We start from the raw sequence: 22,910 nt of genomic DNA, 5'->3' as shown, positions 1-22,910 counted from the left end.
TCATGGGACGGGTCACCGAGCGCCGCCGCACCATCCGCATCCGGGACGGGGTCGTCTCCACCCGCCCCGACACCCTCGTCGCCGAGGAACCCCTGGAGATCCGGCTGAACGGCAAGCCGCTCGCCATCACCATGCGCACCCCGGGTGACGACTTCGCGCTGGCGGCGGGCTTCCTGGTGAGCGAGGGCGTGCTCGGCGAGGGCCACGAGGTGCAGTCGATCGTGTACTGCGCAGGGGCGACGGCCGACGGGGTCAACACGTACAACGTGGTGGACGTGCGGCTCGCGCCCGGTGTCGTGGTCCCGGACATCACACTGGAGCGCAACGTCTACACCACGTCCTCCTGCGGCCTGTGCGGCAAGGCCAGCCTGGACGCGGTCCGCACCACGACCCGGCACCCCGTCGCCGACACTCCCCCGGTCCGGGTCGAACCCTCGCTGCTGGCCGCCCTCCCCGACCGGTTGCGCGCCTCGCAGCAGGTGTTCGACCGGACCGGGGGCCTGCACGCTGCGGCGCTGTTCTCCGAGACGGGGGAGCTGGTCGACATACGGGAGGACGTGGGCCGGCACAACGCCGTCGACAAGCTGGTCGGCCGGGCCCTCACCGACAACCGGCTGCCGCTGTCCCGGTCGATCCTGCTGGTCTCGGGGCGGGCCTCGTTCGAGCTGGCGCAGAAGGCGGTGATGGCCGGCATCCCGATGCTGGCGGCCGTGTCGGCTCCCTCGTCCCTCGCCGTGGACCTGGCAGCCGAGACCGGCCTGACCCTGGTCGGCTTCCTGCGGGGTCCTTCCATGAACGTGTACGCGGGTGAGCACCGCATCGCCCTGGAGGCGACGGCCGTCCGGGGCTGAGGCATCCCGCCCGCGCTGCACGGGTCAGGGGTCCGGCCGGCGGGGAGCGCCCCCTGCGCCGGCCGGCCTCAGCCCCTGACTGCGGCGGCTCCCGTCAGGTCACCGTGACGGGATCCCGCGTCACCGCCGAGCCGCCCGCGGCCGGCTCCTGCGGGTCGCGGGCGCGTCGCTTCGCGATCACCGCACACACCATGAGCTGCATCTGGTGGAAGAGCATCAGCGGCAGCACGGCCAGGCTCGCCTGCGCGCCGAACAGGACGCTGGCCATCGGCAGGCCGGCGGCCAGACTCTTCTTCGAACCGGCGAACTGGATGGCGATGCGGTCCTCCCGGCCGAAGCCGAGCCGCTTCGCCCCGTACCAGCTCACCGCCAGCATCAGCGAGAGCAGCACCGCCTCGGCCCCGAGCAGGGCGCCGAGCCGGGCCGGGGTGACCTGGTGCCAGATGCCGGCGACCATGCCCTCGCTGAACGCCGTGTAGACGACCAGCAGGATCGAGCCCCGGTCGACGAAGCCCAGGACCTTCTTGTGCCGGGCGATGAAGCCGCCGATCCAGCGGCGAAGAAGCTGTCCCGCGACGAACGGCAGCAGCAGCTGGACGCCGATCTTCAGCAGCGCGTCCCCGGAGAAGCCGCCGCCGCTGTTGCCGAGCAGTGCGGCCGCGAGCAGCGGGGTGACGAAGATCCCGGCGATCGAGGAGAAGGAGCCCGCACAGATCGCGGCGGGGACGTTGCCGCGGGCGATCGAGGTGAAGGCGATCGACGACTGGATGGTCGAGGGGACCAGGCAGAGGAAGAGGAAGCCGCTCTGCAGCTGGGGCGTCAGCACGTACGGCACCAGTCCCCCACTCGCCAGTCCCAGCAGCGGGAAGGCGACGAACGTGCAGGCCAGGACGGTGAGGTGGAGCCGCCAGTGCCTGAGTCCGTCGAGTGCCTCAGCGGTGGAGAGCCGTGCGCCGTAGAGGAAGAAGAGGAACGCGACCGCGCCGGTGGAGGCCCCGCCCGCGACGTCGGCGGCCGCGCCGGAGGCCGGCAGCAGCGCCGCGAGTACGACGGTGCCGATCAGCGCCAGGATGTACGGGTCGATCGGCAGCCAGGACGGCAACTGCAGGGTGCGGCGGCTCATGTGCTCCACGTGTTCTCTCGTTCATGGTCGTGCCCTCTCCATCCTGCTCCTGATCACCGACATCGGGAATCCGGCATACCGCTCTTACTGTGATCACGGATCGCGATAACGTGGCGTCATGTACGACCCCGCGCAGCTGCGCACCTTTCTCGCCGTCGCCCAGACCCTGAGCTTCACCCGGGCCGCCCGCCGGCTGGGAGTGCGGCAGTCCACGGTGAGCCAGCACGTGCGGCGGCTGGAGGAGGCGGCCGGGCGTCAGCTGTTCACCCGTGACACCCACCGGGTCGATCTCACCGTGGACGGCGAGGCGATGCTCGGTTTCGCCCGGACGATCCTGGAGGCCCATGAGCGGGCCTCGGCGTTCTTCACCGGCACCCGGCTGCGCGGGCGGCTGCGGTTCGGGGCCTCGGAGGACTTCGTGCTGACCCGGCTGCCGGAGATCCTCCAGTCGTTCCGCCGCGACCATCCGGACGTCGAGCTGGAGCTGACCGTGGAGCTGTCGGGCACGCTGCACCAGCAGCTGGCGGCGGGACGACTCGATCTGGTGCTGGCCAAGCGTCGGACCGGCGACACCCACGGGGAGCTGGTCTGGCAGGACGCGCTCACCTGGATCGGCGCGCCGGGGCTGCGGATCGACCCGGACCGCCCGGTGCCGCTGATCCTCTTCCCGCCGCCGGGCATCACCCGGGCCCGCGCGCTGGAGGTACTGGAGGGGCAGGGGCGGTCGTGGCGGGTCGCGTGCACGAGCGGCAGCCTCAGTGGTCTGATCGCGGCCGCCCACGCGGGGCTCGGCGTGATGGCGCACAGCCGGGGCCTGGTCCCGCCCGGACTGGTCCCGGTGCCGGCCAGGGCGGGGCTGCCGGAGCTCGGCGAGGTGGATTTCGTCCTGCTGCACGGCCGCCGCCGGGACGGCGCGCAACAGGCGGCGGACGCGCTCGCCTCGGCGATCCTGGCGGGCGGCGACCGGCTGATCCGACCGCCGGGCGGGCTCGGCGCAATCCGTGGCCGGGACGGTGCATGACGCGTCCGGGCAAGGGGGAGAATGGCTCGTGGCCGTGGTCCCTGCCGGGACGGCCCAACCCGGTCAGGGCCGACAGATGCGGACCAATCCCCCGTACCCGTCCGGACCGGCAGTGATTGCGGCGTACAGATTCGGTGGAGATTCCCGCGCGAGCCGCTTACGCCTTGGTCCAAAGCGCGCCCGAGCCTTGCCCATCTGGCCGGATTTCAGCCCCTGACCAGTGCAGATGCCACGTTTTACGGGCCGCTTACGACTCTCCCGCTACGGCGTCCGGTGGGGTAGCGTCACGGCGCTGTGCGGAGCGCCACAAGGAGCAGGTCATTGCGCGAGTTCACTGTCCCACCCATGGCGGCCGCGCCCCACGTGGGCGGGCTCGCCGACGTCGTTTTCGACTATGCAGAGGAGGATCCGAACCGGGTCGCCCTCTGCCGCAAGGACGCACAAGGTCGCTGGCTGGATGTCACCTCCGCGACGTTCCGCGACGAGGTGCTGGCTCTGGCCAAGGGGCTGATCGCGCACGGCGTGCGGTTCGGTGACCGGGTCGCCCTGATGTCGCGCACCCGCTACGAGTGGACGCTCTTCGACTTCGCCCTGTGGGCGGTCGGCGCGCAGTCCGTGCCGGTCTACCCGACGTCCTCGGCCGAACAGGTCCTCTGGATGCTCCACGACGCCGAGGTCTCGGCGGTCATGGTCGAGCACGAGGACCATGCGATGACGATCGCTTCGGTCATCGACCAGCTGCCTCAGTTGAAGCGGCTCTGGCAGCTGGACGCCGACGCGGTGACCGAACTGGTCGACGCGGGCGTCCACGTCGGGGACGACGTCGTGCACCGGCACCGGCGTGCGGTGACGCCCGACTCGGTGGCGACCGTCATCTACACCTCGGGCACCACGGGACGGCCCAAGGGCTGTGTGATCACGCACGCCAACTTCATGTTCGAGACGGACACGATGGCGTTGCGCTGGGAGTCTGTCTTCCACTCCCGGCCGGGCGACGAGGCCTCGACTCTGCTCTTCCTTCCGCTGGCGCACGTCTTCGGGCGGATGGTCGAGGTCACGGCGATCCGTGGCCGGGTGAAGCTGGGCCACCAGCCGGAGCTGTCGGCGAAGGCGCTGATGCCGGACCTGGTGACGTTCCGCCCCACGTTCATCCTGGCGGTGCCGTACATCTTCGAGAAGGTCTTCAACGGCGCCCGCCGCAAGGCTGAGGCCGAGGGGAAGGCAGGACCGTTCGACAAGGCCGTCGACGTCGCGGTGAAGTACGCCGAGGCGATGGAGGCGCGGGCGTTCGGCACCGGCCCCGGCCCGTCCGCCGGGCTGCGCATGCAGCACCAGTTCTTCGAGAAGGTCGTGTACAAGAAGGTCCGGGATGCGATGGGCGGCCGGATCCGGCACGCCATGTCCGGCGGCTCGGGGATGGAACGGCAGCTCGGGCTGTTCTTCGCGGGGGCCGGTGTCACGGTGTACGAGGGGTACGGACTGACCGAGTCGACCGCCGCGGCCACCGCCAATCCGCCCGAGCGCACCCGGTACGGCACGGTGGGGCAGCCGATCCCCGGCACCACGGTGCACATCGCCGAGGACGGCGAGATCTGGGTGTACGGCCGCAATGTGTTCTCCGGGTACCTGGGCGACCCGAAGTCCACCGACGCGGTACTGAACGACGGCTGGCTGGCCACCGGGGATATCGGGGCGCTGGACGAGGACGGCTATCTGACGATCACCGGGCGGAAGAAGGAGATCCTGGTGACGTCCGGCGGCAAGAGCGTCTCGCCTGCCGGTCTGGAGGAGAGGGTGCGGGCGCACCCGCTGGTGGCTCAGTGCATCGTGGTCGGCAACGACAGGCCGTACATCGCGGCGCTGGTCACCGTGGACCAGGAGGCTGTGGAGCACTGGCTCGCGATGCAGGGACGGCAGCAGCTCTCGCCGGGCGACCTGGTGCGGGACCCGGATCTGGAGATGGAGGTCCGGAGGTCGGTGGTGGCCGCCAACACCGCGGTCTCCCAGGCCGAATCGATCCGTACGTTCCGGATTCTGGCGCATCAGTTCACCGAGGAGCACGGTCTGCTCACGCCGTCGCTGAAGCTGAAGCGCAAGGCGATCGAGACCGCGTACTCGGCCGAGGTGGACGCGCTGTACCGCTGAGCCGGCCCGGGCCCGTACCGGTTCGTGCGGAGTGCCCCTCCCGCCGGTCGTGCCGGAGGTAGCGTGCCGGGAGAATCGGCCCGGACACGGGAATGTGCGGGCCGTATTGATCGTTCACACTGGGAGTCCCACCCCCCGACGTTAGGATCGACCGCTCGTGAGCCAGGTCCCCTCCCTCACCCTCAACAACGGCGTCGAGATGCCCCAGCTCGGTTTCGGAGTCTGGCAGGTGCCGGACGACGAGGCCGCGAAGGCGGTCGCCACAGCAATCGAGTCCGGGTACCGGAGCATCGACACCGCAGCGATCTACGGCAACGAGGGCGGCACCGGCAGGGCCATCGCCGCCTCCGGGGTCGCCCGCGACGAGCTCTTCGTGACCACGAAGCTGTGGAACTCCGAGCAGGGTTACGACTCGACGCTGCGCGCGTTCGACGACTCGCTGGACAAGCTGGGCCTCGACTACGTCGATCTGTACCTGATCCACTGGCCGGTTCCGGCCAAGGACGCGTACGTGGACTCGTACCGGGCGTTCGAGAAGATCTACGCCGACGGCCGCGCGAAGGCCATCGGCGTCTCGAACTTCCTTCCCGAGCACCTGGAGCGCCTGCTCGGCGAGACCTCCGTGGTGCCGGTGCTCAACCAGATCGAGCTGCACCCGCAGCTTCAGCAGGCCGAGTCCCGCGCGCTGCACGCGAAGCACGGCATCGCGACCGAGGCCTGGTCCCCGCTGGGTTCGGGCAAGGGCCTCCTGGAGGTCCCGACGGTCGTCGCGGTCGCGCAGAAGCACGGCCGCACACCGGCCCAGGCGGTGCTGCGCTGGCACCTCCAGACGGGCAACGTGGTGATCCCCAAGTCCGTGACCCCGTCGCGGATCGCGGAGAACATCGATGTGTTCGGCTTCGAGCTGGACGACGACGACCTGGCCGCGTTCGCGGCGCTGGACGAGGGCAAGCGGCTGGGCTCGCACCCGGGTGAGTTCAACCTCGGCGCCTGAGGCCTCGTCTCGCCGCTGATCGACTGCGCAACCGCCGTCCGGCCGTCGGCCGGGCGGCGGTTCGCTGTACGAAGGGACCGGAAGATGACCGGGGAGACCGCGCCCCTCGTCGGGGCGGGGCCGTACCGGCTGCGCAATGTGGGCAGCGGGCTGGTGCTCGAGGTGCGCGACGCCGCGAAGGGCGGCGGCGCACCGGTGCAGCAGAACGCGGAGAACGGGACGGCGGCCCAGCACTGGGAGTTCACCCCGGTCCACGAGGGCGCGGCCCTGCACCATGTGGTCAACGCGCACAGCGGCAAACGGCTGGACGTGCGGGGTGCCTCCACGGAGAACGGCGCGCTGATCCAGCAGTGGCGGGCCAACAACTTCGGCGCGCAGGAGTGGCTGATCGAGCGGCACCTGGAGGCCCCGGGCACGGTCACCCTGGTCAGTTTCGTGAGCGGCCTGGTCCTTGAGGTCGCCGACGGCAGCACGGCGGAGGGGGCCGCTGTCCAGCAGTGGGAGGACACCGACTCCCCCGGCCAGTGGTGGCGGCTGGAGCCGGTGTCCGGCACTGCGTAGAGCGGTCGCGCTCAGGCCTTACGACCGAGGTGGACTGTCCGGGCCAGCAGCAGGAAGGTGTCGGTGCGCCGGTGCAGTCCGGCCGGGTCCTCGGGGTCGAGCAGCCGGTCGAGCATCGCGTTGTCCTCGGCGTCGAGCCGCTCCCCGAGGCCGGCACGGCGGCGGCCGAACTCGGCGATGACATGGTCGCGTGCGACATCGGTGAGGGGCGCGGGCAGGTCGAGCAGGAAGCTGCGGGTGCCCTGCGGGGCGAGGCCCACCGCGGTGAACAGGGCCGCCCAGTCCTCGGTCTCCCGCTTGGTGCCGGGCAGATCCGCCCGCATCTGCTCGAAGGCCTCGGCCTGGATCACATCGAGCCGCTCCTCCAGACCGGGCCGGCCGAAGCCGAGGTCACGCGGCAACTGCCGGGGCTGCAGCCCGCCCTCGACGAGTGCGACGGTGCCGCCGGGGCGCAGGAGCCCGGCGAATCCGGCCAGCGCGGCGCGCTGGTCGCCCAGGTGGTGCAGGGCGTTGCCCGCCCAGATCAGATCCGCCTCACCCGCGCGTCCCAGCTCCGCGGGAAGGTCGGCGTGCAGGGTGGTGACGCGGTCGCCGAGCCCGAGCCGGTGGGCTCGGTCGCGGGTGCGCTCCAGCAGGGCCGGGGTGCCGTCGACGGCGACGACCTCCGCCTCCGGGAACGCCTCGGCGAGCAGACAGGCGATGACGCCCGGGCCGCTGCCGATGTCCACGATCCGGCGGACCTTCGGGGCGTCGGGCCGGGTGGCGATCCAGCGGGCCGCCTGCGTGTACTGTCCGCTGCTGAGTTCGGCGTTCCGCTCCAGCAGCGGTCCCATGACATCCCAGTCGGGATGGGCCGCGTCGTGGTGGTGGCCGTGGCTGCTGTCGTGGTGGTGACCGTGACCGGTGTCGTTGCTCATGGGAACAGCGTCACCGCACATCAACCCGTGGGCAAACTTTCTTGCCGATCCGGCAAGCCCCTTCTGTTGCGGTAGTCCTGCGGCCCGACCCCGCGGACCCTTTTGAAGGCGGTGCTGAAGGCGAACGCCTGGCTGTAGCCGACCTTGCGGGCCACCGCCTCGACCGTCGCGTCCGTCTCCCGCAGCAGGTCGGCCGCGACGGCCAGCCGCCATCCGGTCAGATAGCTCATCGGGGGCTCCCCCACCAGCTCGGTGAAGCGCCTGGCGAGTCCGGCCCGGGAGACTCCGGTCCGTTCGGCCAGGGCCGCGACCGTCCAGGGGTGGGCCGGCTCGTTCTGGAGCAGCCGCAGCGCCCGCCCGACGACGGGATCGCCCATGGCGCGGTACCAGGCGGGGGCCTCGGCCCCGGGCCGGGAGAACCAGGTGCGCAGCGCGTCGATCAGCAGCAGATCCAGGAGCCGGTCCAGCACCACGCTCTGCCCGGGCTCGTCCCTGGCGATCTCGCTGTCGAGCAGCGCGAGCAGCGGACTGCTCCGGCCGTCGGCGGGCAGCAGGAGCAGCGGGGGAAGGGCGTCCAGCAGCCGTCTGCTGATCTCGCCGTCCAGCAGATAGGTGCCGACGAGCATGGCCGCCGCACCGTCCGGTGCGTTGCCCCAGGTGCGTACGCCCAGCTGCATGGACTGGGAGAGCGGTTCACCGCGCAGGGTGGTGCAGGTGCCGCCCGGTCCGATCCGGGTCTGCGGGGCGGTGCCGGGCAGGTCCCCGACGGTGTACGGCTCGGGCCCGCGCGCGACGGCGAGGTCACCGGGGCGCAGCAGTACGGGTTCGGCGCCCCCGGCGGGGACGATCCAGGCCTCGCCCCGGGCCATCGACATCAGACAGAGCGGCGCCCGGTCCTCGATCCGTACGGACCACGGCGGTTCCATCACCATCCGCAGCAGGAAGGCCCCCCTGGCCCGCGGCCCGTCCAGGAGTCCGGCAAGTGCGTCCATGGGCAGCAGCGTAGACGTTCGCGTAGGGAGCCGAGCGGCTCGGAGATGGAACGGACGGCGCTCCGCGGCGAGCCTTGAGTCATGACACAGGACAGGGTGAACGAGAATCGGAAGACCCCCGGTACGGGCCGGGTGCTGGTGACGAGCGGGACGGGCAAGACGGGCCGCCGGGTGGTGGAACGGCTCACCGCGCGCGGGGTACCGGTGCGGGCCGGATCACGGCACGGCGAGGTCCCGTTCGACTGGGCGGACGAGGCGGGCTGGGAGGCCGCGCTGCGGGGTGCGGACGCGGCGTACATCGCGTACTACCCCGATCTGGCGGCGCCCGGTGCTCCGGAGGCGATGACGGCCTTCGGGCGGATCGCACGGGGCTGCGGGGTAAGTCGGCTGGTGCTGCTCTCGGGTCGGGGCGAGCCGCAGGCGGTGATTGCGGAGGAGGCACTGCGCGCGGCGGCGGGGGACGGCGAACTCACCGTGGTGCGCTCGGCGTTCTTCGCGCAGAACTTCAGCGAGGGCGCCCTGCTCGACGGGGTGCTGGGCGGCGAGCTGGTCTTCCCGGCCGGCTCCACCGCCGAGCCGTTCGTGGACGCCGGTGACCTCGCCGACGTGGTGGTCGCGGCGCTGTGCGGCCCCGGCGCCGGCGAGGTGCACGAGCTGACCGGCCCCCGGCTGCTGACCTTCGAGGAGGCGGCATCGGAGATCACCCGGGCTGCCGGGCGGGAGGTGCGCTATGCCGCGGTGTCGGGCCCCGAGTACGCGGTGATGCTGGAGCGGTACGGCGTACCGGAGGCCGAAGCAGGCTTCCTGGCAGGCCTGTTCGCGATGCTGCTGGACGGGCACAACGCGACGCTGACCGAGGGCGTCAAGCAGGTCCTGGGCCGTGATCCGGAGTCTTTCACGGCCTTCGCCGCCGAGGCCGCCCGGAGCGGAGCGTGGGACGCCTGAGGGCTGTCCGGCGGATCAGACCGCCCCGCGGTCCGTGCCCTGCCGGCGGCAGAACGCCAGCAGCCGGTACACCGGTTCGGCGCGGGGCCGGTCGGGGCCCGGCAGCGCGGCCAGGGACTCGACGAGCTGTTCGGCGGCCGGTCCGGGCAGTTCCAGGCGTGAGGCGTAGTAGCCGCGGCGCACTCCGCGTGCCGCGCTCATCGGCGTCCGGCCCTGCCCGTGCCCGCGGAAGACGGCACTCCCCGTCACGTCGAGACCGCACTCGGCCCCGTACGCGATGACCCGGTCGGTGGCGTCGGACGGAGAGGGTGCCAGGTACGGGGCGAACGCCTCGTCGATGTCGCTGCCCACGTCGTGCGAGGCGTCCTTGTCGACGGTGGCGACGAACACCCCGCCGGACCGCAGCACCCGGGCTGCCTGGGCCACCACGGCCCGTACGTCACCCTCCTCGCGCAGCAGGTGGAGCAGCCAGACGGCCGTCACCGCGTCGACCGCCCCGTCCGGCAGGGGAAGCCGCCGTGCGTCGGCGAGGACGACGGCGCCGACCCGCTGCCGGGCGACCCGCGCCATACCGACGGCGGCATCGGAGCCGGTCACCCGCAGGCCGGGCCGGCCGACGGCGATCCGCTCGGTGACCAGTCCGGTGCCGCAGCCGATGTCGAGCAGGGAGCGCGCACCGGGCGGGACCAGATCCAGCACCGCGGTGGCGGCGGCATCGGCCCGGGGCACACCGCCGCGCGTGGAGTCGTAGACGGCCGCCTCGCTGTTGTAGTCCAGCATGCGAAGGACTCTAGGACACGGCCCGGCCGGCCGGGCATTCCGCGCCTCGGCGGGACGCCCTGACAGCCAAGGTCCGCCCGCTACTTCGCCCCGTGCCCCGGAGCCACGGCCGCCACCCTGGCGGCGAGTGCCAGGTCCTTCTCGGTCACCTTGCCGCCGGCGTCGTGGGAGTTCACCGAGAGCGCGACGGTGTTGTAGCCGAGCGTCAGATCGGAGTGGTGGTTCAGCTCGTCCTGGATCTGGGCGACATGGACGGTGAGCCCGGCGGCGGCGAAGTGTGACGGGAGCCGGTAGGTGCAGCTGATCCGGTCCCCGTCCAGCGTCCAGCCGGGCAGTTCACGCAGCCCGTTCTCGATCTCGTCCTGCGGCAGCGGTGCGGCGGGCATACAGGGCTCCCTCGCTCGTGGTCGGTGCCGGTGACGTTACGGTCTCGGTATGACAACTGTCGCGCCTGACACGGGAGTGGGGCCGCTTCTGCGCAGCTGGCGGGAGCGGAGCCGGATCAGCCAGCTGGAGCTGGCGCTGCGGGCCGACTCCTCGGCCCGGCACATCTCCTTCATCGAAACGGGGCGCTCGCGCCCCAGCGAGGAGATGGTCCTGCGGCTGGCGGAGCACCTGGACGTGCCCGTGCGGGAACGCAACGCCCTGCTGGTGGTCGCCGGTTACGCCCCCCGCTACACGGAGACCGCACTCGACGACCCCGCGATGGGCGCGCTGCGCGAGGGGATGGACCGGCTGCTTCAGGGCTACGACCCGTATCCGGCGCTCGTCGTGGACGGTATGTACAACGTGGTGGCGGCCAATCAGGGAATCGCCCGGCTGACGGAGGGGGTGGCCGAGCATCTGCTCGCCCCGCCGCTGAACGCGATGCGGCTCACCCTGCACCCGGAGGGGCTGGCGCCGCGGATCCGCAATCTGCGGGAGTGGCGGGCCGATCTGCTGGCGCAGATGGAGCGTCAGATCGCCCTGGTCCGTTCCGCGGAGCTGCGTGAGCTGTACGAGGAGGTCGCGGGCTATCCGGTGGGACCGGAAGCCGGCGGGCGGGAGTGGGACGAGCCCTCGGCGTCGGTGCCGTTCGCACTGCCGCTGCTGATCGAACAGGACGGCCGGCTGCTCTCCTTCGTCGCTTCCATCGCCACGTTCAACACCCCGATGGACGTGACGGTCGCGGAGCTCGCCATCGAGACGTTCCTGCCCGCCGACCAGGACACCGCGGCGTATCTGCGGTCGCTCGCCCCCTAAAGCGGAGTGTCCGCGGACGGGGCGTGTCCGCGGCGCTCACTTCTTGACGACGGGCAGGGTCCACGGGCCGTCCGCCCGGGCGAGGAGCTGCGCGGCCAGGCACACCACCGCGAGGATCACGACGGCCAGGACCAGCGGCAGGGTCGGATGTCGGTGCAGCACGGCCACGGCTCCGACGAGGGCGCCGGCCAGCATCGCGGCGGCCGAGAGGATCCGGCGTCCGGCCCTGCTGCCGCCGCCCCCGGCGAGCCGGCCGTCGGAGGCGATGCCGGTGATGGTCAGTGTCAGCACGGTGGTGGTGAGGTCGGGTACGGCGAGCGCCCGCGAGACGGCGTTCTGCACGCCCAGGCCGAGGGCGAGCAGCACGACGAGGGTGAAGCGCACGCCGCCGTCGTACGGGCTGCCGGAGATCAGCGTGACGACCAGGGCGGCCAGGACGCACAAGGTCTCGACGCACAGCGCGTGCAGCAGCATGCGGCCGCGGTGGGCGTGGGAGTGGTGGACGATCAGACCGCCGGCCAGCGCCCCGGCCACGAACGCGGCGAGCGCGACGAGCGAGGCGGCCAGGGAGAACCCCGGGGCTCCGGCGAACGCGAAGCCGGAGAACACCACGTTCCCGGTCATGTTCGCCACGAAGACCCTGCCGAGCTCCAGATAGCTGACGGCGTCGACCAGCCCGGTGACGACGGTCAGGGCGAGCATCAGCGGCGGCAGCGGTCCGTGCCGGTCGTTCATGTCGGGTACGAGGGTGGTCCATGCCTCACGCAGCACGACGGGCACAGGCACGCTCCGATCATGGGTGTCTGACCAGGATTGTGCCGTTGTGCCCGGTGCGATTGCCACAACCGACGCGCGTCGCCCCGCGCCGCCCGGGCGGCGCGGGGCGACGGGGACTACACGCGGGCCCCGTTGTCGAGCGGGTCCCGGCGCCCGGCTCCGGATCTCCCGCGCGGGCCGCGTGTGCGGACGGGCGGCGGCGCCTTGCTGCCGCGCTCCAGGAGGAGCGCCGCCGGCACCGCGGTCATGACCGAGGAGTACGTCCCGACGACGATGCCGATCAGCAGCGCGAGCGCGAAGTCCGCGAGCGAGTCACCGCCCAGCACGGCCAGTGCGACGAGGATGAACAGGGCGCCCATCCCCGTGTTGACGGTTCTGGGAACGGTCTGCAGAACGGCCCGGTTCGCCACCGCCCCGAGCGGCTCCCTGCGGGCCTTCGCCCACAGCTCCCTGACCCGGTCGAAGACCACCACCGAGTCGTTGACGGAGTACCCGATGACGGTGAGGAGCGCCGCCAGGAAGATGCCGTCCACGGTGCGTCCCAGCCAGGCGAAGGCACCGATCAGAATGATCACGTCGTGGACCAGCGCCCCGACCGAGGCCACCGCGAACGTCCAGCGGAACCGGACCGCCAGATAGGCCAGTTGGACGAGGACGGCGATGGCCAGTGCGATCAGGGCATTGCGCCGCAGTTCGTCGCCCAGGCTGGGGCCGATGAGCTCGTCCCTGACCTTGGTGGTCTCGCCGCCCTCCTCGGCGAGTGCGGCGCGCACCGCGTGCTCGCCGGCGTTGTCGAGTTCACCGGTCCGCACCGAGATGTCGCCCGCGCCCGCCGTGGTGACCTCGGCGTCCGGGAAGCCCGCGCCGGTCAGCGCGGTACGTGCGCTCTCCACGTCGACGGGGCGGCTGGTCGCGTACTCGACGAGGCGGCCCCCGGTGAACTCGACGCCGAAGTTGACGCCGCGCACCAGGATGCCGGCCACCGCCACCGCGATCAGCACCGCGGAAACCAGCAGCCAGCGGCGCGGGGAGCGCATCAGCTGCGGGTCGCGGCGGTTCAGCCAGGTCCTCACCCGGCCGGGGGCGGCGATGCCGTTGACGCCCCGGTAGTTGCTGACGAAGCGGGAGCCCGCGGCGGTCTCGGTGAGGGCGCGGGCAATGACCAGCGCGGAGAACATCGACGCCAGGACACCGATGCCGAGTGTGACGCCGAAGCCCTTGACCGGTCCTGAGCCGAGGAAGAAGAGCAGCCCGGCCGCGATCAGGGTCGTCACGTTGGAGTCGGCGACGGCGCTCCAGGCATGCCGGAACCCGGCGGTCAGCGAGGTGCGCAGGGACCGGCCCGGATGCTGTGCGTGTTCCTCCCTGGCCCGTTCAAAGACCAGCACGTTGGCGTCGACCGCCATGCCGACGGCGAGGACGAAACCGGCGAGTCCGGGCAGGGTGAGGGTGACGCCGAGCGCGACGAGCGCGGCGTACGAGATCACTCCGTAGGCGCCGAGAGCCACGGCGGCGAGCGCGCCGAAGAGCCGGTAGACGACGGTGATGAACAGGGCCGTTGCCGCGGCCCCGATGAGGGCTGCGCGGGCACTGGCGTCGATGGCGGCGGCGCCGAGCGTCGGGCCGACGGTCCGCTGCTCGACGATCTCGACGGGCACCGGCAGCGCGCCGCCCTGGATCAGCAGCGCGAGCTCGCGGGCCTCGTCGGCGCTGAAGGAGCCGGTGATCTGGGTGGAACCGGAGGGCAGTCCGGTGTCGCAGCCGACGGTCGGCGAGACCTGCGGTGAGGAGATCACCTGTTTGTCCAGGACGATGGCGACCCGGCGCCGCTCGTCCTGGACCGGGTGACAGGCGGCCTCCCCGGTGAGCCGGGTCCAGTCCCGGCCGGCGTCCTTGTGGAAGTCGAGGGAGACGGACCAGCCGGCACCCTGCTGGGCGTCGAACGAGGCGGAGGCATCCTTGACGCCCGCGCCGGAGAGCGCGGCGGGGCCGAGCGCCAGGTCGCGGCCCTGCTCGTCGGGGAGCGTCAGCCCGTCGGCGGCCTCCGGACCGCCGGAGGCTCCGGAGCCCTGGACGGCGTGGAAGGTCAGCTGGGCGGTTCTGCCGATGACCTCGGCGGCCTTGCGGGGGTCCTGGACGTCCGGGAGCTCGACGATGATCCGGTCCTCGCCGGACCGGGTCAGGGTCGGTTCCGCGACTCCGAGCGAATCGATGCGTTTGCGCAGCACCTCCAGGGTGCGGTCGGTGCTCTCGCGGTCCGCCTTCGCGGTGCCGGAGTCCTCGGCCTGGAGCACCATTCTGGTGCCGCCCTGGAGGTCGAGGCCGAGTCTGGGGGACATGGTCAGCGTGATGAGCACGGCGACGAGCAGGACGGCCGCAGCCAGAACCGCCCGCACCGTGGTGGCGCGAGTCATGGGATTCCTCCGAGGGGCGCCGGGCCCCTGGAGTCCTTCGTCCGGATCAGGGTGCCGCGGCGGGGATACGGGACGGGACCGGTGACAGGTCCCGGGGCCGGTGAACGGCCTCGCCCGGAGGCCCGCGCACACCGGGGAGCACGGCGCGGAAGCGGTCGGCGGCGGCCGGGGTCACGGCCAGGGTGCATCCGGGGACGGGGTGCGGCGGCAGGAGGCCGGGCGGGCGCGGGAGCGGGGCGCCCGGACCGGGCGGCGGAAGGTGCTGAGGGGTGCGGGGGTGTTCGGCGACGGCCTCCGGCAGGGGCGCGGTCTCCGGTCCGGGCCGCAGCCCCTCGACCGCGACACGGGCACGCAGGAGGTCATGGGCGCCGGGCCCTGGGCGAGGGTTCGTGCGGTCGGTGCGGTCGGTGCGGTCGGTGCGGCCGAGGTTCCGGACGGCCGGGCGTGCTCCGGACAGGTCACCGGCGAAGGATGTCGCAGCGGCCGTGGACCGGGCGGGGAGACCCGCACCGACGGCGGCGGGCGCGCCGCCTGCGACGGTGAGCACGGCAAGGAGGAGTGCCGCGAGGAACTCCCGCGCCGCGCCCGCGCGTCGGCGGTGCGCCGGAGGAGCCTGCCGCTCCCGCGGATGCGCGTCGCCCCGGGGCGCACCCGGGAGGGCGGTCACCCCGCTCGGCCGGGCAGGGCAGGCGCGACGGTGGCGTGGCGGAGCACGGAGCTGAGGAACAGCCCTGCGCCGCGCACGACCGTGGTCGCCGGGTCGTCCGGAAGGCGGACCGGGACGCCGAGGCGGATCGCGATCCGGTTGGTGACGTCCGGGCGCAGTGCACCGCCTCCGGCGAGCAGCGGGCCCTTGCGCAGGGCCCCGAGCACCGCACCGTGGCTGTCCTGCTGCCACATCGCCATGACCATGTCCAGGACGGCCCGGACGACGGCGGTGGGCGGATCACCGGGCTCCAGATCGCTCAGCCCGGTCTCGGCCAGCCGCGCGTCGCGCACCTGCCCGTCCACCAGGAGTGTCGCCTCGGTCAGTTCGGCACCGAGGTCGACGACGAGCAGCGGGCCGCCGTCCTGCGGTCCGGCGTCCGCGGCGGCGGCCCTGGCGCTGTCCAGGACGATGACGCTCGACGGGCCGAGCGAGGCGAGGATCTCCCGTGCGGCGGCACGGTGTTCGAGGCCTGCGAGCACGGGGTGGCTGAGGACTATCACCGTGTCGCTGCGGTCGGCGCCCAGTGCCGTGTCGGCGATCCGGCCGAGCATCCGGCCGCAGGACTCCGTGTCGACGATGCGTCCGCGCCGGACCGGACTGTCCTGGCCGTACCCGTCGCCCGGGTCGGCCCCGGTGTCGGCGACGACGCCCTGTCCGGGAATCCAGGCACGGGTCCGGGAGCTGCCGAGGTCGAGCGCGAGCCCACGGGTCGCTGCCCGGTGCTGCCGGTGAACGGAGCGGGCGTGCCGCTGTCCGTCGCGCAAAGAACGCATCGCCCCTCACCCCCGGCCCGCTGTCGCAGCCGTTCACACACCCATTGACCCGCGGATAGCGAGGCATGACCGAGCCCTCACTATGCAATAGACAGGCAAAGAAAGCCACTCCCACGCAAAATCAAAGGGCTGCGTCGTTCACGCCTCGGACGGTCACGCCTCGGACGGCAGGGGTTCCCCGGTCGGCAGGAACTCCTCGATCAGTTCGGCGAACTCCTCGGGGGCTGCGATCCGGACTCCGAGATCCTCCGCCTTGGTCCGCTTGGAACCGGCCTTCTCGCCGGCCACAAGCAGCGTGGTGCGCTTGGAAACGCTGGAGGAGGCCTTCCCGCCCGCCCGTTCGATCAGCTCGTTCATCTCGTTGCGCGAGAGCTTCTCCAGCGCTCCCGTCATGGCACCGGTGACCACCACGGTCATCCCGTCCAGCGGCCGTCCGTCCGCGCCCCCGGCCTCCCCGGCGGCCTCCTCGCCCGGCTCCGGGGGCGGGGTCGCGCCCGGTTCCGTCATGTTGACCCCGGCGGCGGTCAGCTTCTCGATCAGCGGAGCCAGCTCCACCAGCTCCGCGACGACGCCCGCGGCCTTCTCCTTGCCGATGCCGTCGACCCGTTGGAGCGTCTCGGCGTCGGCGGCCCTGATGCGGTCCATGTCCGCGAAGTACCGGGCGATCCGCCGCGACATGGAGCGTCCGGTACCGCGCACGCCCAGGGCGCAGAAGACCCGCGAGAGCGGCTGGACGCGCGCCGCGTCGATCGCGGCCAGCAGGTTGTCGGTGCTGGTGTCGCCCATTCGTTCCAGTTCGAGCAGTTGCGGGCGCTCCAGCGTGAACAGGTCGGCGAAGTCGGCCACCAGCCCGGCATCGACGAGCTGGACGACGCGGGTGGCGCCGAGGCCCTCGATGTCCAGCTGGTCGCGCCCCGCCGCGTAGGAGACGGAGGCGACGAGGCGGCAGTTCCGGCCGCGGACGCAGCGCCAGCGCTGCTCGCTGGTGTCGATCTCGGAACCGCACTGCGGGCACGCCTCGGGGAAGACGACCGACTGCTCCTCGCCCGTCCGCAGATGGGCGACGGGCGCCTCGATGCGGGGGATGATGTCACCCGCCTTGTAGACCATCACATGGTCGCCCAGGCGCAGATCACGGCGGGTGATGTCGGCCGGGTTGTGCAACGTGGCGTAGCCGACGGTCGATCCGTCGATCTCGACCGGCTCCAGCACCGCTCGCGGCGCGATGATGCCCGTCCGGCCCACATTCCACTCGACACCGAGGAGCCGGGTGACCTTCTCCACGGCCGGAAGCTTGTACGCGATGGCCCAGCGCGGCGCACGGGTCCCTGAGCCGGCGTCGTGCTGGTCGGCGGCGAGGTCGGCCTTGATCACGATGCCGTCGATACCGAAGGGCAACGAGGCGCGCAGCGCCGCGATTTCCTCGACCCGCAACTGGACGTCCTCGACGGTGGTCACCGTACGCGGCGCCACATCCGTGTCCGCCGCGGTGTGCACGCCGAGGGTTGCCGCATAGCCGAGGACCTCGCTGTGCGGCAGCTCGGCCAGGGTGCCGGTCAGCTCGCCGGAGTCGGGCAGCGGCAGGGCGCCGTACGCGAAGAACGTCATCTCCACGGTGTAGGCACGGTCCTTGGCGCGCAGGGTGCCCGCCGCGCCGTTGCGCGCGTTGGCGAAGGGAGCGCCACCGTGTTCGGTGCGGACCGTGTTGGCCTGCTCGAACTGCTCGGTCGTCATGAGGACCTCGCCGCGCATCTCGATGGTGACGGGCTCGGCAAGCTCTTCGGGGAGCCCGACGACGGTTCCGATCGCATGCGAGACATCCTCACCGGCTGTGCCGTCACCGCGGGTGATCAGCCGCTCCAGCCGGCCCGCACGGTAACGGGCGGCGACCGCCAGCCCGTCGAGCTTCGGCTCGACGCTCCAGGCGGTGACCGGCCTGCCGATCCGGCGCTCCAGCGAGGCGGTCCAGGTGGCGAACTGCTCCGCCGAGAAGACGTTGTCCAGGGAGAGCATCGGCACGGTGTGCGGCACGTCCCCGACGGCCGCGCCGCCCGCCACCTTGCCGGTCGGCGAATCGGCCAGCACATCCTGCGGATGGGCCTCCTCGTACGCGGCGATGCCGCGCGCCAGCCGGTCGTACGCGTCGTCGTCGAGCGTGCTCTCGCCCGTGGCGTAGTACGCGGCGGCGGCCTGCGACGCCTCTTCGACCGCGACGGCGTAGGCAGCGGTATCGGCGAGCACAACAGCTGAGTTCGTCATGACCCCATCCTGCCGCCCACCACTGACAATGCCCCGCGAGCGGGCTCGGGGCGCCGCCCCGCGGCACCTTCCGGCCGTCCCCGTGGCCCTGTATGCGGCGGCTTCCGAGGAAACCATCCGCGAGAGAGCGCTCTCCCGACTTCAGGGCACAACAACTACGTTCAAACAACAGGCAGTTGAAGCACTGTGTGTTCTATTGACATGCCTGGAGGCCGCTTTTACTTTCCTGCGAGAGAGCGCTCTCTCGCATCATCCAGGAACCCCCACTTCCTCCGAACAGGAGTGCCGTGCTCTTCTTCCGTGCTCGACGCACCGGCGAACGCAGCCGTCGCAGAACCCTGCCACCCAGGCGGTACCGCACGGCGGGGCTCGTCGCCGCCGTGCTCGCCCTGTCCTTCCTCCGGGCCACCACCGGCAACGCGTCCGCCGGGCCGGACGCGGGCACGAACGCCGCACCGGTCCCCGAGGCCGCCGCCGATGTCGTCCGGGTGGCCGAATTCCTCGCCGAATGCCCCTACACCCACCGGGCACCCGACGACCCGATCGTCTTCCCCGGTCTGCCCGGGGCCTCGCACATGCACAGCTTCTTCGGCAACGACTCGACGAACGGCAACTCCGACCTCGCCTCGCTGGAGCAGGCCAGGAGCAGCTGTTCACCCGACATCGACCTGTCCTCGTACTGGGTGCCGACCCTGTACGACGGCGACAAGGAGGTCGAACCCACCGGCACGACGTTCTACTACCTGGGCGAAGGGGTCCGGGACGACGTCATCCAGCGGATCCAGCCCTTCCCCCGCGGACTGCGCATCGTCGCGGGGAACGCGAAGGCGACCGGTCCCGACGACAACACCATCTCGCGCTGGTCGTGTCTGCATCACGGCGAGGTCAACCCGTCCCACGACTTCGTGAACTGCCCGGCGGACGCGATGCTGGAGTCGTATCTGGACTTCCCGCAGTGCTGGAACGGCAAGGACCTCGACTCGGCCGACCACAAGAGCCACATGGCCTATCCGGTCGGCGGTGAGTGCCCCTCGACCCACCCGGTGCCGGTGCCCAAACTCCGTCAGGTGCTCCGCTATCCGGTCAACGGCGACCCGGCCCGCTTCCGGCTGGCGTCCGGCCCCGGGTACACGATGCACGGCGACTTCTTCAACGTGTGGCCCGAGGCCGAGCTGGCCCAGCGCGTCCGTGACTGCATCAACGCCATCGTGAAGTGCGGTGCCGACGGCACTCCCTGACCGGCCACCGGCCTTCGGCTGAACGGCCGTTGTCCGTCCGATGCCCGCCCGGGACCCCACGCCCCGGGCGGGCCCTCCCCCGAGGACCTCGTCATGAAGGCGGCCCGCAGCACCGCAGCACTGTCCCTGTTGCTCCTCCTGGCCGGATGCGCGGCTCCGGCGGACGCGGAGCGCCCCGCCGCATCGCCCCCCTCGGGCTCCGCCGCCGCGCCGTCCAGCACCCCGGGGGCCGCTCCGGCCGATCCGACGGATGCCGCCTGGGCGCAACTGATGACCCCGATGAACGAACAGGCCGTGGCCCTGCTGTCGCTCGCCGGACAGCGCGCCGGCGATCCGCGGGTGCGGCGCTGGGCGGCCCGGCTCCGTACCGCGCAGAACGCCGAACTCACCCGGCTGCGACCGCTGCTGGCCCGGATGGGGCTGCCGGACACCAATGTGCACGAGGGGCACGACATGCCGGGGATGGTGACGGAACGCGACCTCGGACAGGCCCGCGCCGTCGAGGGCGGCGCGTTCGACCGGCTCCTCACGGCGCGGATCCGTGAGCATCTGCGGCAGTCCGCGCAGGTGTCGCACTCCGAGACCGAATCCGGGACCAGGCCCGATGCGAAACGGCTCGCCGGCAGCCTGGTGTCGGCCCGCAGGGCCGAACTCGCCGAGCTCGACGGGCTTCCGGTGCCGCCCGGAGACACCGGCTGATGCCCCGGTCAACGTACTCCCAAGGGCCGCGCACTCGTTTCCGGACCGGTCGTACCACCCGGTATAAAGACTGCATGACTGCCGATGCACCGCTGCCCGCACGCCCCGCCACCCTGGAGGACGTGGCCGGTGTGGCGGGGGTGTCACGGGCCACCGTCTCCCGGGTGATCAACGGGGCGACGACCGTGGATCCGGCGCTGCGGCGGATGGTCCAGGAGGCGGTGGACGCCACCGGGTACGTGCCCAACCGCGCGGCCCGCTCGCTGGTGACGCGGCGCACCGACTCGGTCGCGCTGGTCGTCTCGGAACGGGAACGGCGTCCGGTCTCCGAACCCTTCGTCGGCCGGATGTTCTCCGATCCGTACTTCGGGCGGGTGGTCAGCGGGCTGCTCGACGTGCTGCGCCCGGCGGGCATCCAGCTGGTGCTGATGCTGGCCGACGACCAGGCCTCCCGGGACCAGTTGCTGTCCTATCTGCGCCACGGCCATGTCGACGGGGTGGTGCTCATCTCCTCGCATGCGGACGACCCGCTGCCGGGGCTGCTGCACGGCACCCGGCTGCCCGCCGTGCTGGCCGGTCAGCCCCTCCGGCCGGCTCCGCTCACCTATGTCGAGGCCGATCAGCGGGCGGGGGCGCAACTGGCCGCCGACCATCTGGCCTCGCTCGGCCGCCACCGGATCGGCACGGTGTCGGGCCCGCAGGACATGCCGGCCGGCCAGGCGCGGCTCTCGGGTTTCCTGGACGCGCTCGCCGTGCACGGCATCCGGGACGTGGCGGCCGCCGAGGGCGACTTCACGCATGCGGGCGGCGCGGCGGCGATGCGGCGGCTGCTGGGTGACCGTCCGGATCTGGACGCGGTGTTCATCGCGTCGGATCTGATGGCGCTGGGCGCCCTGCCGGTGCTGCTGCGGGCCGGCAAGGAGATTCCCGAGGATGTCGCCCTCGTCGGATTCGACGACAGCAGCGCGGCCATGGCCTGCGATCCGCCGCTGACGACGGTCCGGCAGCCGGTGGAGGAGATGTCCGCGGCCATGGCCGAGCTGCTGCTGAAGCAGATCGGCACGCCCGGTGTACCGGTGCCGTCGGTGGTCTTCCATCCGACGCTGGTGCGGCGGCAGTCGGCCTGACGCCACCGCTGTCGCGCCCGGCCGGTCAGTCGTCAGCCGGGCGGGCCGGTGCCCGCGTCCGCCTCGCCCGCCCACTCGCCCTGCCCCACGGGCACCTGCGGCCCCGAGACCTCGCCCAGCCAGCGTCTCAGCACCCGGTGCACCGTCTCCGCACCGACCAGTTCGGCCGGCCGCGCCCCGCCCTCGGTGGCTGCCGCGTCGAGGGGGTCCGTCATGGTGCGCGGCCAGAGCAGGAAGGGCCGGGACTGATCGCCGCCCAGGCCCCCGTGCGAACCGATCTGCTCCTCGAAGGCGTGCACGGTGCCGGCCTTCGGGTCGTACATCGAGTTGACCATCACATCGGCGACGTGCGGGAAGGAGTCGGTGCGCCGGACCGCGGCCGCCGCGCCCGCGCCGAAGGGGGCCAGCGGGCCCTGTCCGTCGCGCAGCTCGGCCACCGGGACCCGGACGCCGCCGTGCCCCAGCACCACCGATCCGTGGTTCTCGCTGTGCACCAGCAGGAAGCCGATGCCGGGGTGGTTGGCGAGTGTCCTGAGCAGCGCCGGGTGGCGGCGGTCGAGCTGCTCCAGCGAGGCGCGTCCCTCGATGTCGGGGAAGGAGATCAGGCCGAGGTTGCCGGAGGCGAGGACGACCGGGTCGGAGGGTTTGGACAGGTTCTCCTGCCGGTCCCCGTCGACCGGCCGGTGGAGCGCGATCCGTACCGCGTCGCGTGCCTCGGAACCGCTCCGGGTGCGCTGCGCCCGGCGCGGCACCGGCAGTCCGCTGCCGGCCCGCACCAGATCCTTGAGTGTCAGCCCGTACACGCCCGCGAAGGTCTCTCCCGGGCTCTGTCCGTGGTCGGACAGGAGCACGATCCGGTAGCTGCGCGGGGTGTGCTCGGCGACCTTGACGATCAGGGCGAGCGAGCGGTCCAGCCGGGCGAGGACCTTCTCCGCGTCCCGGCTCCGCGGGCCGGAGTGGTGGGCCACCTCGTCGTAGGCGACCAGGTCGGCGTAGACCGCGGTCCGTCCGGCGAACATGTCCCCCATGACGGCGGCGACCACCACATCGCGTTCGACGACGGTCGCGAAGGCCCGGATGAAGGGGTAGAGCCCGCCGCGCTTGATCCGGGGTGTCTCCTTGCGGACGCGGGCGCGGGTCGACTGGCCGATCTCCCGGCCGACCTCGGCGACGAACGACAGCGCGGTACGGACGGCGTTGGCCGGGTCGGAGAAGTAGGCGAAGTAGCCGGCCCGGGAGCGGCGGCCCTTGCCGCGTCTGGCGGTCGTCGAGAGGACGAGCGCGAGCTGGTCGGCGCCGCCGCTGAAGAGGTTGCCGCGGCTGGCCCCGTCGAGGGTGAGGAG

21 protein-coding genes are annotated in these 22,910 nt (G+C 72.2%); 10 read left to right on the top strand and 11 right to left on the bottom strand.

The annotated features are described in order from the left end of the window. Positions 1-2 precede the first annotated feature (2 nt). Entirely contained in the window at positions 3-851 is an 849-nt protein-coding gene (gene fdhD, locus ACFVW8_RS03675; protein ID WP_389685930.1) for a formate dehydrogenase accessory sulfurtransferase FdhD, read from the top strand. 94 nt (positions 852-945) lie between these two features. Here the strand turns inward: fdhD and ACFVW8_RS03670 are convergent, their stop codons facing one another. Next, positions 946-1,974 carry a bile acid:sodium symporter family protein gene (locus ACFVW8_RS03670; RefSeq protein WP_389685929.1) on the bottom strand — a complete coding sequence of 343 codons (1,029 nt, stop codon included), beginning with the start codon at positions 1,972-1,974 and terminating at the stop codon, positions 946-948. Positions 1,975-2,092: 118 nt separating this feature from the next. Between ACFVW8_RS03670 and ACFVW8_RS03665 the strand changes: the two genes are divergently transcribed. The 4 genes from ACFVW8_RS03665 to ACFVW8_RS03650 all read left to right on the top strand — a co-directional run bounded on the left by ACFVW8_RS03665 (position 2,093) and on the right by ACFVW8_RS03650 (position 6,695). Next, positions 2,093-2,995 (top strand): LysR substrate-binding domain-containing protein, encoded by a 903-nt coding sequence (locus ACFVW8_RS03665; RefSeq protein WP_389685928.1) that lies wholly within the window; start codon positions 2,093-2,095, stop codon positions 2,993-2,995. 345 nt (positions 2,996-3,340) lie between these two features. Then, positions 3,341-5,140 (top strand): AMP-dependent synthetase/ligase, encoded by a 1,800-nt coding sequence (locus ACFVW8_RS03660; protein WP_389685927.1) that lies wholly within the window; start codon positions 3,341-3,343, stop codon positions 5,138-5,140. A 157-nt stretch (positions 5,141-5,297) separates the two neighbouring features. Next, positions 5,298-6,134, top strand: a complete 837-nt coding sequence (locus ACFVW8_RS03655) for an aldo/keto reductase (protein WP_389685926.1) — start codon at positions 5,298-5,300, stop codon at positions 6,132-6,134. Between the two features lie 84 nt (positions 6,135-6,218). Then, positions 6,219-6,695 carry an RICIN domain-containing protein gene (locus ACFVW8_RS03650; RefSeq protein WP_389685925.1) on the top strand — a complete coding sequence of 159 codons (477 nt, stop codon included), beginning with the start codon at positions 6,219-6,221 and terminating at the stop codon, positions 6,693-6,695. A gap of 11 nt (positions 6,696-6,706) precedes the next feature. On the opposite strand, the gene ACFVW8_RS03645 is transcribed toward ACFVW8_RS03650, so the two are convergent. Both ACFVW8_RS03645 and ACFVW8_RS03640 read right to left on the bottom strand, forming a co-directional pair. Then, the gene (locus ACFVW8_RS03645) at positions 6,707-7,612 is read right to left on the bottom strand and encodes a class I SAM-dependent methyltransferase (RefSeq protein WP_389685924.1); all 906 of its coding nucleotides are present in this window, start codon (positions 7,610-7,612) and stop codon (positions 6,707-6,709) included. 20 nt (positions 7,613-7,632) lie between these two features. After that, on the bottom strand, positions 7,633-8,604 hold the full coding sequence (locus ACFVW8_RS03640; protein WP_389685923.1) for a cupin domain-containing protein: 972 nt from the start codon (positions 8,602-8,604) through the stop codon (positions 7,633-7,635). 81 nt (positions 8,605-8,685) lie between these two features. Between ACFVW8_RS03640 and ACFVW8_RS03635 the strand changes: the two genes are divergently transcribed. Continuing rightward, the gene (locus ACFVW8_RS03635) at positions 8,686-9,549 is read left to right on the top strand and encodes an NmrA family transcriptional regulator (protein WP_389685922.1); all 864 of its coding nucleotides are present in this window, start codon (positions 8,686-8,688) and stop codon (positions 9,547-9,549) included. Positions 9,550-9,564: 15 nt separating this feature from the next. On the opposite strand, the gene ACFVW8_RS03630 is transcribed toward ACFVW8_RS03635, so the two are convergent. Both ACFVW8_RS03630 and ACFVW8_RS03625 read right to left on the bottom strand, forming a co-directional pair. Further along, positions 9,565-10,329 carry a class I SAM-dependent methyltransferase gene (locus tag ACFVW8_RS03630; RefSeq protein ID WP_389685921.1) on the bottom strand — a complete coding sequence of 255 codons (765 nt, stop codon included), beginning with the start codon at positions 10,327-10,329 and terminating at the stop codon, positions 9,565-9,567. Positions 10,330-10,409: 80 nt separating this feature from the next. Further along, positions 10,410-10,715 carry a 4a-hydroxytetrahydrobiopterin dehydratase gene (locus tag ACFVW8_RS03625; RefSeq protein WP_389685920.1) on the bottom strand — a complete coding sequence of 102 codons (306 nt, stop codon included), beginning with the start codon at positions 10,713-10,715 and terminating at the stop codon, positions 10,410-10,412. Between the two features lie 49 nt (positions 10,716-10,764). Here ACFVW8_RS03625 and ACFVW8_RS03620 point away from each other — a divergent pair, with 49 nt between their 5' ends. Then, positions 10,765-11,571, top strand: a complete 807-nt coding sequence (locus ACFVW8_RS03620; protein ID WP_389685919.1) for a helix-turn-helix domain-containing protein — start codon at positions 10,765-10,767, stop codon at positions 11,569-11,571. Positions 11,572-11,607: 36 nt separating this feature from the next. Here the strand turns inward: ACFVW8_RS03620 and ACFVW8_RS03615 are convergent, their stop codons facing one another. The 5 genes from ACFVW8_RS03615 to ligA form a co-directional block, all read right to left on the bottom strand. Beyond that, the gene (locus ACFVW8_RS03615; protein ID WP_389686000.1) at positions 11,608-12,351 is read right to left on the bottom strand and encodes a DUF1275 family protein; all 744 of its coding nucleotides are present in this window, start codon (positions 12,349-12,351) and stop codon (positions 11,608-11,610) included. Positions 12,352-12,464: 113 nt separating this feature from the next. After that, positions 12,465-14,762, bottom strand: a complete 2,298-nt coding sequence (gene secD, locus ACFVW8_RS03610) for a protein translocase subunit SecD (protein ID WP_389685918.1) — start codon at positions 14,760-14,762, stop codon at positions 12,465-12,467. Between the two features lie 46 nt (positions 14,763-14,808). Next, positions 14,809-15,429, bottom strand: coding sequence for a hypothetical protein (locus ACFVW8_RS03605; RefSeq protein ID WP_389685917.1), 621 nt, complete (start codon positions 15,427-15,429; stop codon positions 14,809-14,811). Next, the gene (locus tag ACFVW8_RS03600) at positions 15,426-16,244 is read right to left on the bottom strand and encodes a rod shape-determining protein MreC (protein ID WP_389685916.1); all 819 of its coding nucleotides are present in this window, start codon (positions 16,242-16,244) and stop codon (positions 15,426-15,428) included. Before ACFVW8_RS03600 ends, ACFVW8_RS03605 begins: the two co-directional genes overlap by 4 nt. 153 nt (positions 16,245-16,397) lie before the next feature. Next, positions 16,398-18,503, bottom strand: coding sequence for an NAD-dependent DNA ligase LigA (gene ligA / locus ACFVW8_RS03595; protein WP_389685915.1), 2,106 nt, complete (start codon positions 18,501-18,503; stop codon positions 16,398-16,400). 287 nt (positions 18,504-18,790) lie between these two features. Between ligA and ACFVW8_RS03590 the strand changes: the two genes are divergently transcribed. The 3 genes from ACFVW8_RS03590 to ACFVW8_RS03580 all read left to right on the top strand — a co-directional run bounded on the left by ACFVW8_RS03590 (position 18,791) and on the right by ACFVW8_RS03580 (position 21,567). Continuing rightward, positions 18,791-19,741, top strand: a complete 951-nt coding sequence (locus ACFVW8_RS03590) for a DUF1996 domain-containing protein (protein WP_389685914.1) — start codon at positions 18,791-18,793, stop codon at positions 19,739-19,741. A gap of 93 nt (positions 19,742-19,834) precedes the next feature. Continuing rightward, entirely contained in the window at positions 19,835-20,440 is a 606-nt protein-coding gene (locus ACFVW8_RS03585) for a DUF305 domain-containing protein (RefSeq protein ID WP_389685913.1), read from the top strand. A gap of 74 nt (positions 20,441-20,514) precedes the next feature. Continuing rightward, positions 20,515-21,567 (top strand): LacI family DNA-binding transcriptional regulator, encoded by a 1,053-nt coding sequence (locus tag ACFVW8_RS03580; protein WP_389685912.1) that lies wholly within the window; start codon positions 20,515-20,517, stop codon positions 21,565-21,567. A gap of 32 nt (positions 21,568-21,599) precedes the next feature. Here ACFVW8_RS03580 and ACFVW8_RS03575 read toward each other — a convergent pair. Beyond that, the coding region (locus ACFVW8_RS03575) for an alkaline phosphatase family protein (RefSeq protein ID WP_389685911.1) at positions 21,600-22,910 on the bottom strand (1,311 nt) is incomplete at its 5' end.

Source organism: Streptomyces sp. NPDC058221, assembly GCF_042882365.1.
Lineage (GTDB): Bacteria > Actinomycetota > Actinomycetes > Streptomycetales > Streptomycetaceae > Streptomyces.
The sequence above is the reverse complement of the archived record's forward strand: the minus strand, read 5'-3'. Positions and strand labels throughout refer to the sequence as shown.

Bases quoted from the DNA above. Each gene is read 5' to 3' on its own strand.
- ACFVW8_RS03670 (WP_389685929.1), bottom strand. From the start codon at position 1,974: ATGAGCCGCCGCACCCTGCAGTTGCCGTCCTGGCTGCCGATCGACCCG.
- ACFVW8_RS03625 (WP_389685920.1), bottom strand. From the start codon at position 10,715: ATGCCCGCCGCACCGCTGCCGCAGGACGAGATCGAGAACGGGCTGCGT.
- ligA (WP_389685915.1), bottom strand. From the start codon at position 18,503: ATGACGAACTCAGCTGTTGTGCTCGCCGATACCGCTGCCTACGCCGTC.
- ACFVW8_RS03650 (WP_389685925.1), top strand. From the start codon at position 6,219: ATGACCGGGGAGACCGCGCCCCTCGTCGGGGCGGGGCCGTACCGGCTG.
- ACFVW8_RS03640 (WP_389685923.1), bottom strand. From the start codon at position 8,604: ATGGACGCACTTGCCGGACTCCTGGACGGGCCGCGGGCCAGGGGGGCC.
- ACFVW8_RS03580 (WP_389685912.1), top strand. From the start codon at position 20,515: ATGACTGCCGATGCACCGCTGCCCGCACGCCCCGCCACCCTGGAGGAC.
- ACFVW8_RS03645 (WP_389685924.1), bottom strand. From the start codon at position 7,612: ATGAGCAACGACACCGGTCACGGTCACCACCACGACAGCAGCCACGGC.
- ACFVW8_RS03620 (WP_389685919.1), top strand. From the start codon at position 10,765: ATGACAACTGTCGCGCCTGACACGGGAGTGGGGCCGCTTCTGCGCAGC.
- ACFVW8_RS03600 (WP_389685916.1), bottom strand. From the start codon at position 16,244: ATGCGTTCTTTGCGCGACGGACAGCGGCACGCCCGCTCCGTTCACCGG.
- ACFVW8_RS03665 (WP_389685928.1), top strand. From the start codon at position 2,093: ATGTACGACCCCGCGCAGCTGCGCACCTTTCTCGCCGTCGCCCAGACC.
- ACFVW8_RS03635 (WP_389685922.1), top strand. From the start codon at position 8,686: ATGACACAGGACAGGGTGAACGAGAATCGGAAGACCCCCGGTACGGGC.
- ACFVW8_RS03585 (WP_389685913.1), top strand. From the start codon at position 19,835: ATGAAGGCGGCCCGCAGCACCGCAGCACTGTCCCTGTTGCTCCTCCTG.
- ACFVW8_RS03630 (WP_389685921.1), bottom strand. From the start codon at position 10,329: ATGCTGGACTACAACAGCGAGGCGGCCGTCTACGACTCCACGCGCGGC.
- ACFVW8_RS03660 (WP_389685927.1), top strand. From the start codon at position 3,341: ATGGCGGCCGCGCCCCACGTGGGCGGGCTCGCCGACGTCGTTTTCGAC.
- fdhD (WP_389685930.1), top strand. From the start codon at position 3: ATGGGACGGGTCACCGAGCGCCGCCGCACCATCCGCATCCGGGACGGG.
- secD (WP_389685918.1), bottom strand. From the start codon at position 14,762: ATGACTCGCGCCACCACGGTGCGGGCGGTTCTGGCTGCGGCCGTCCTG.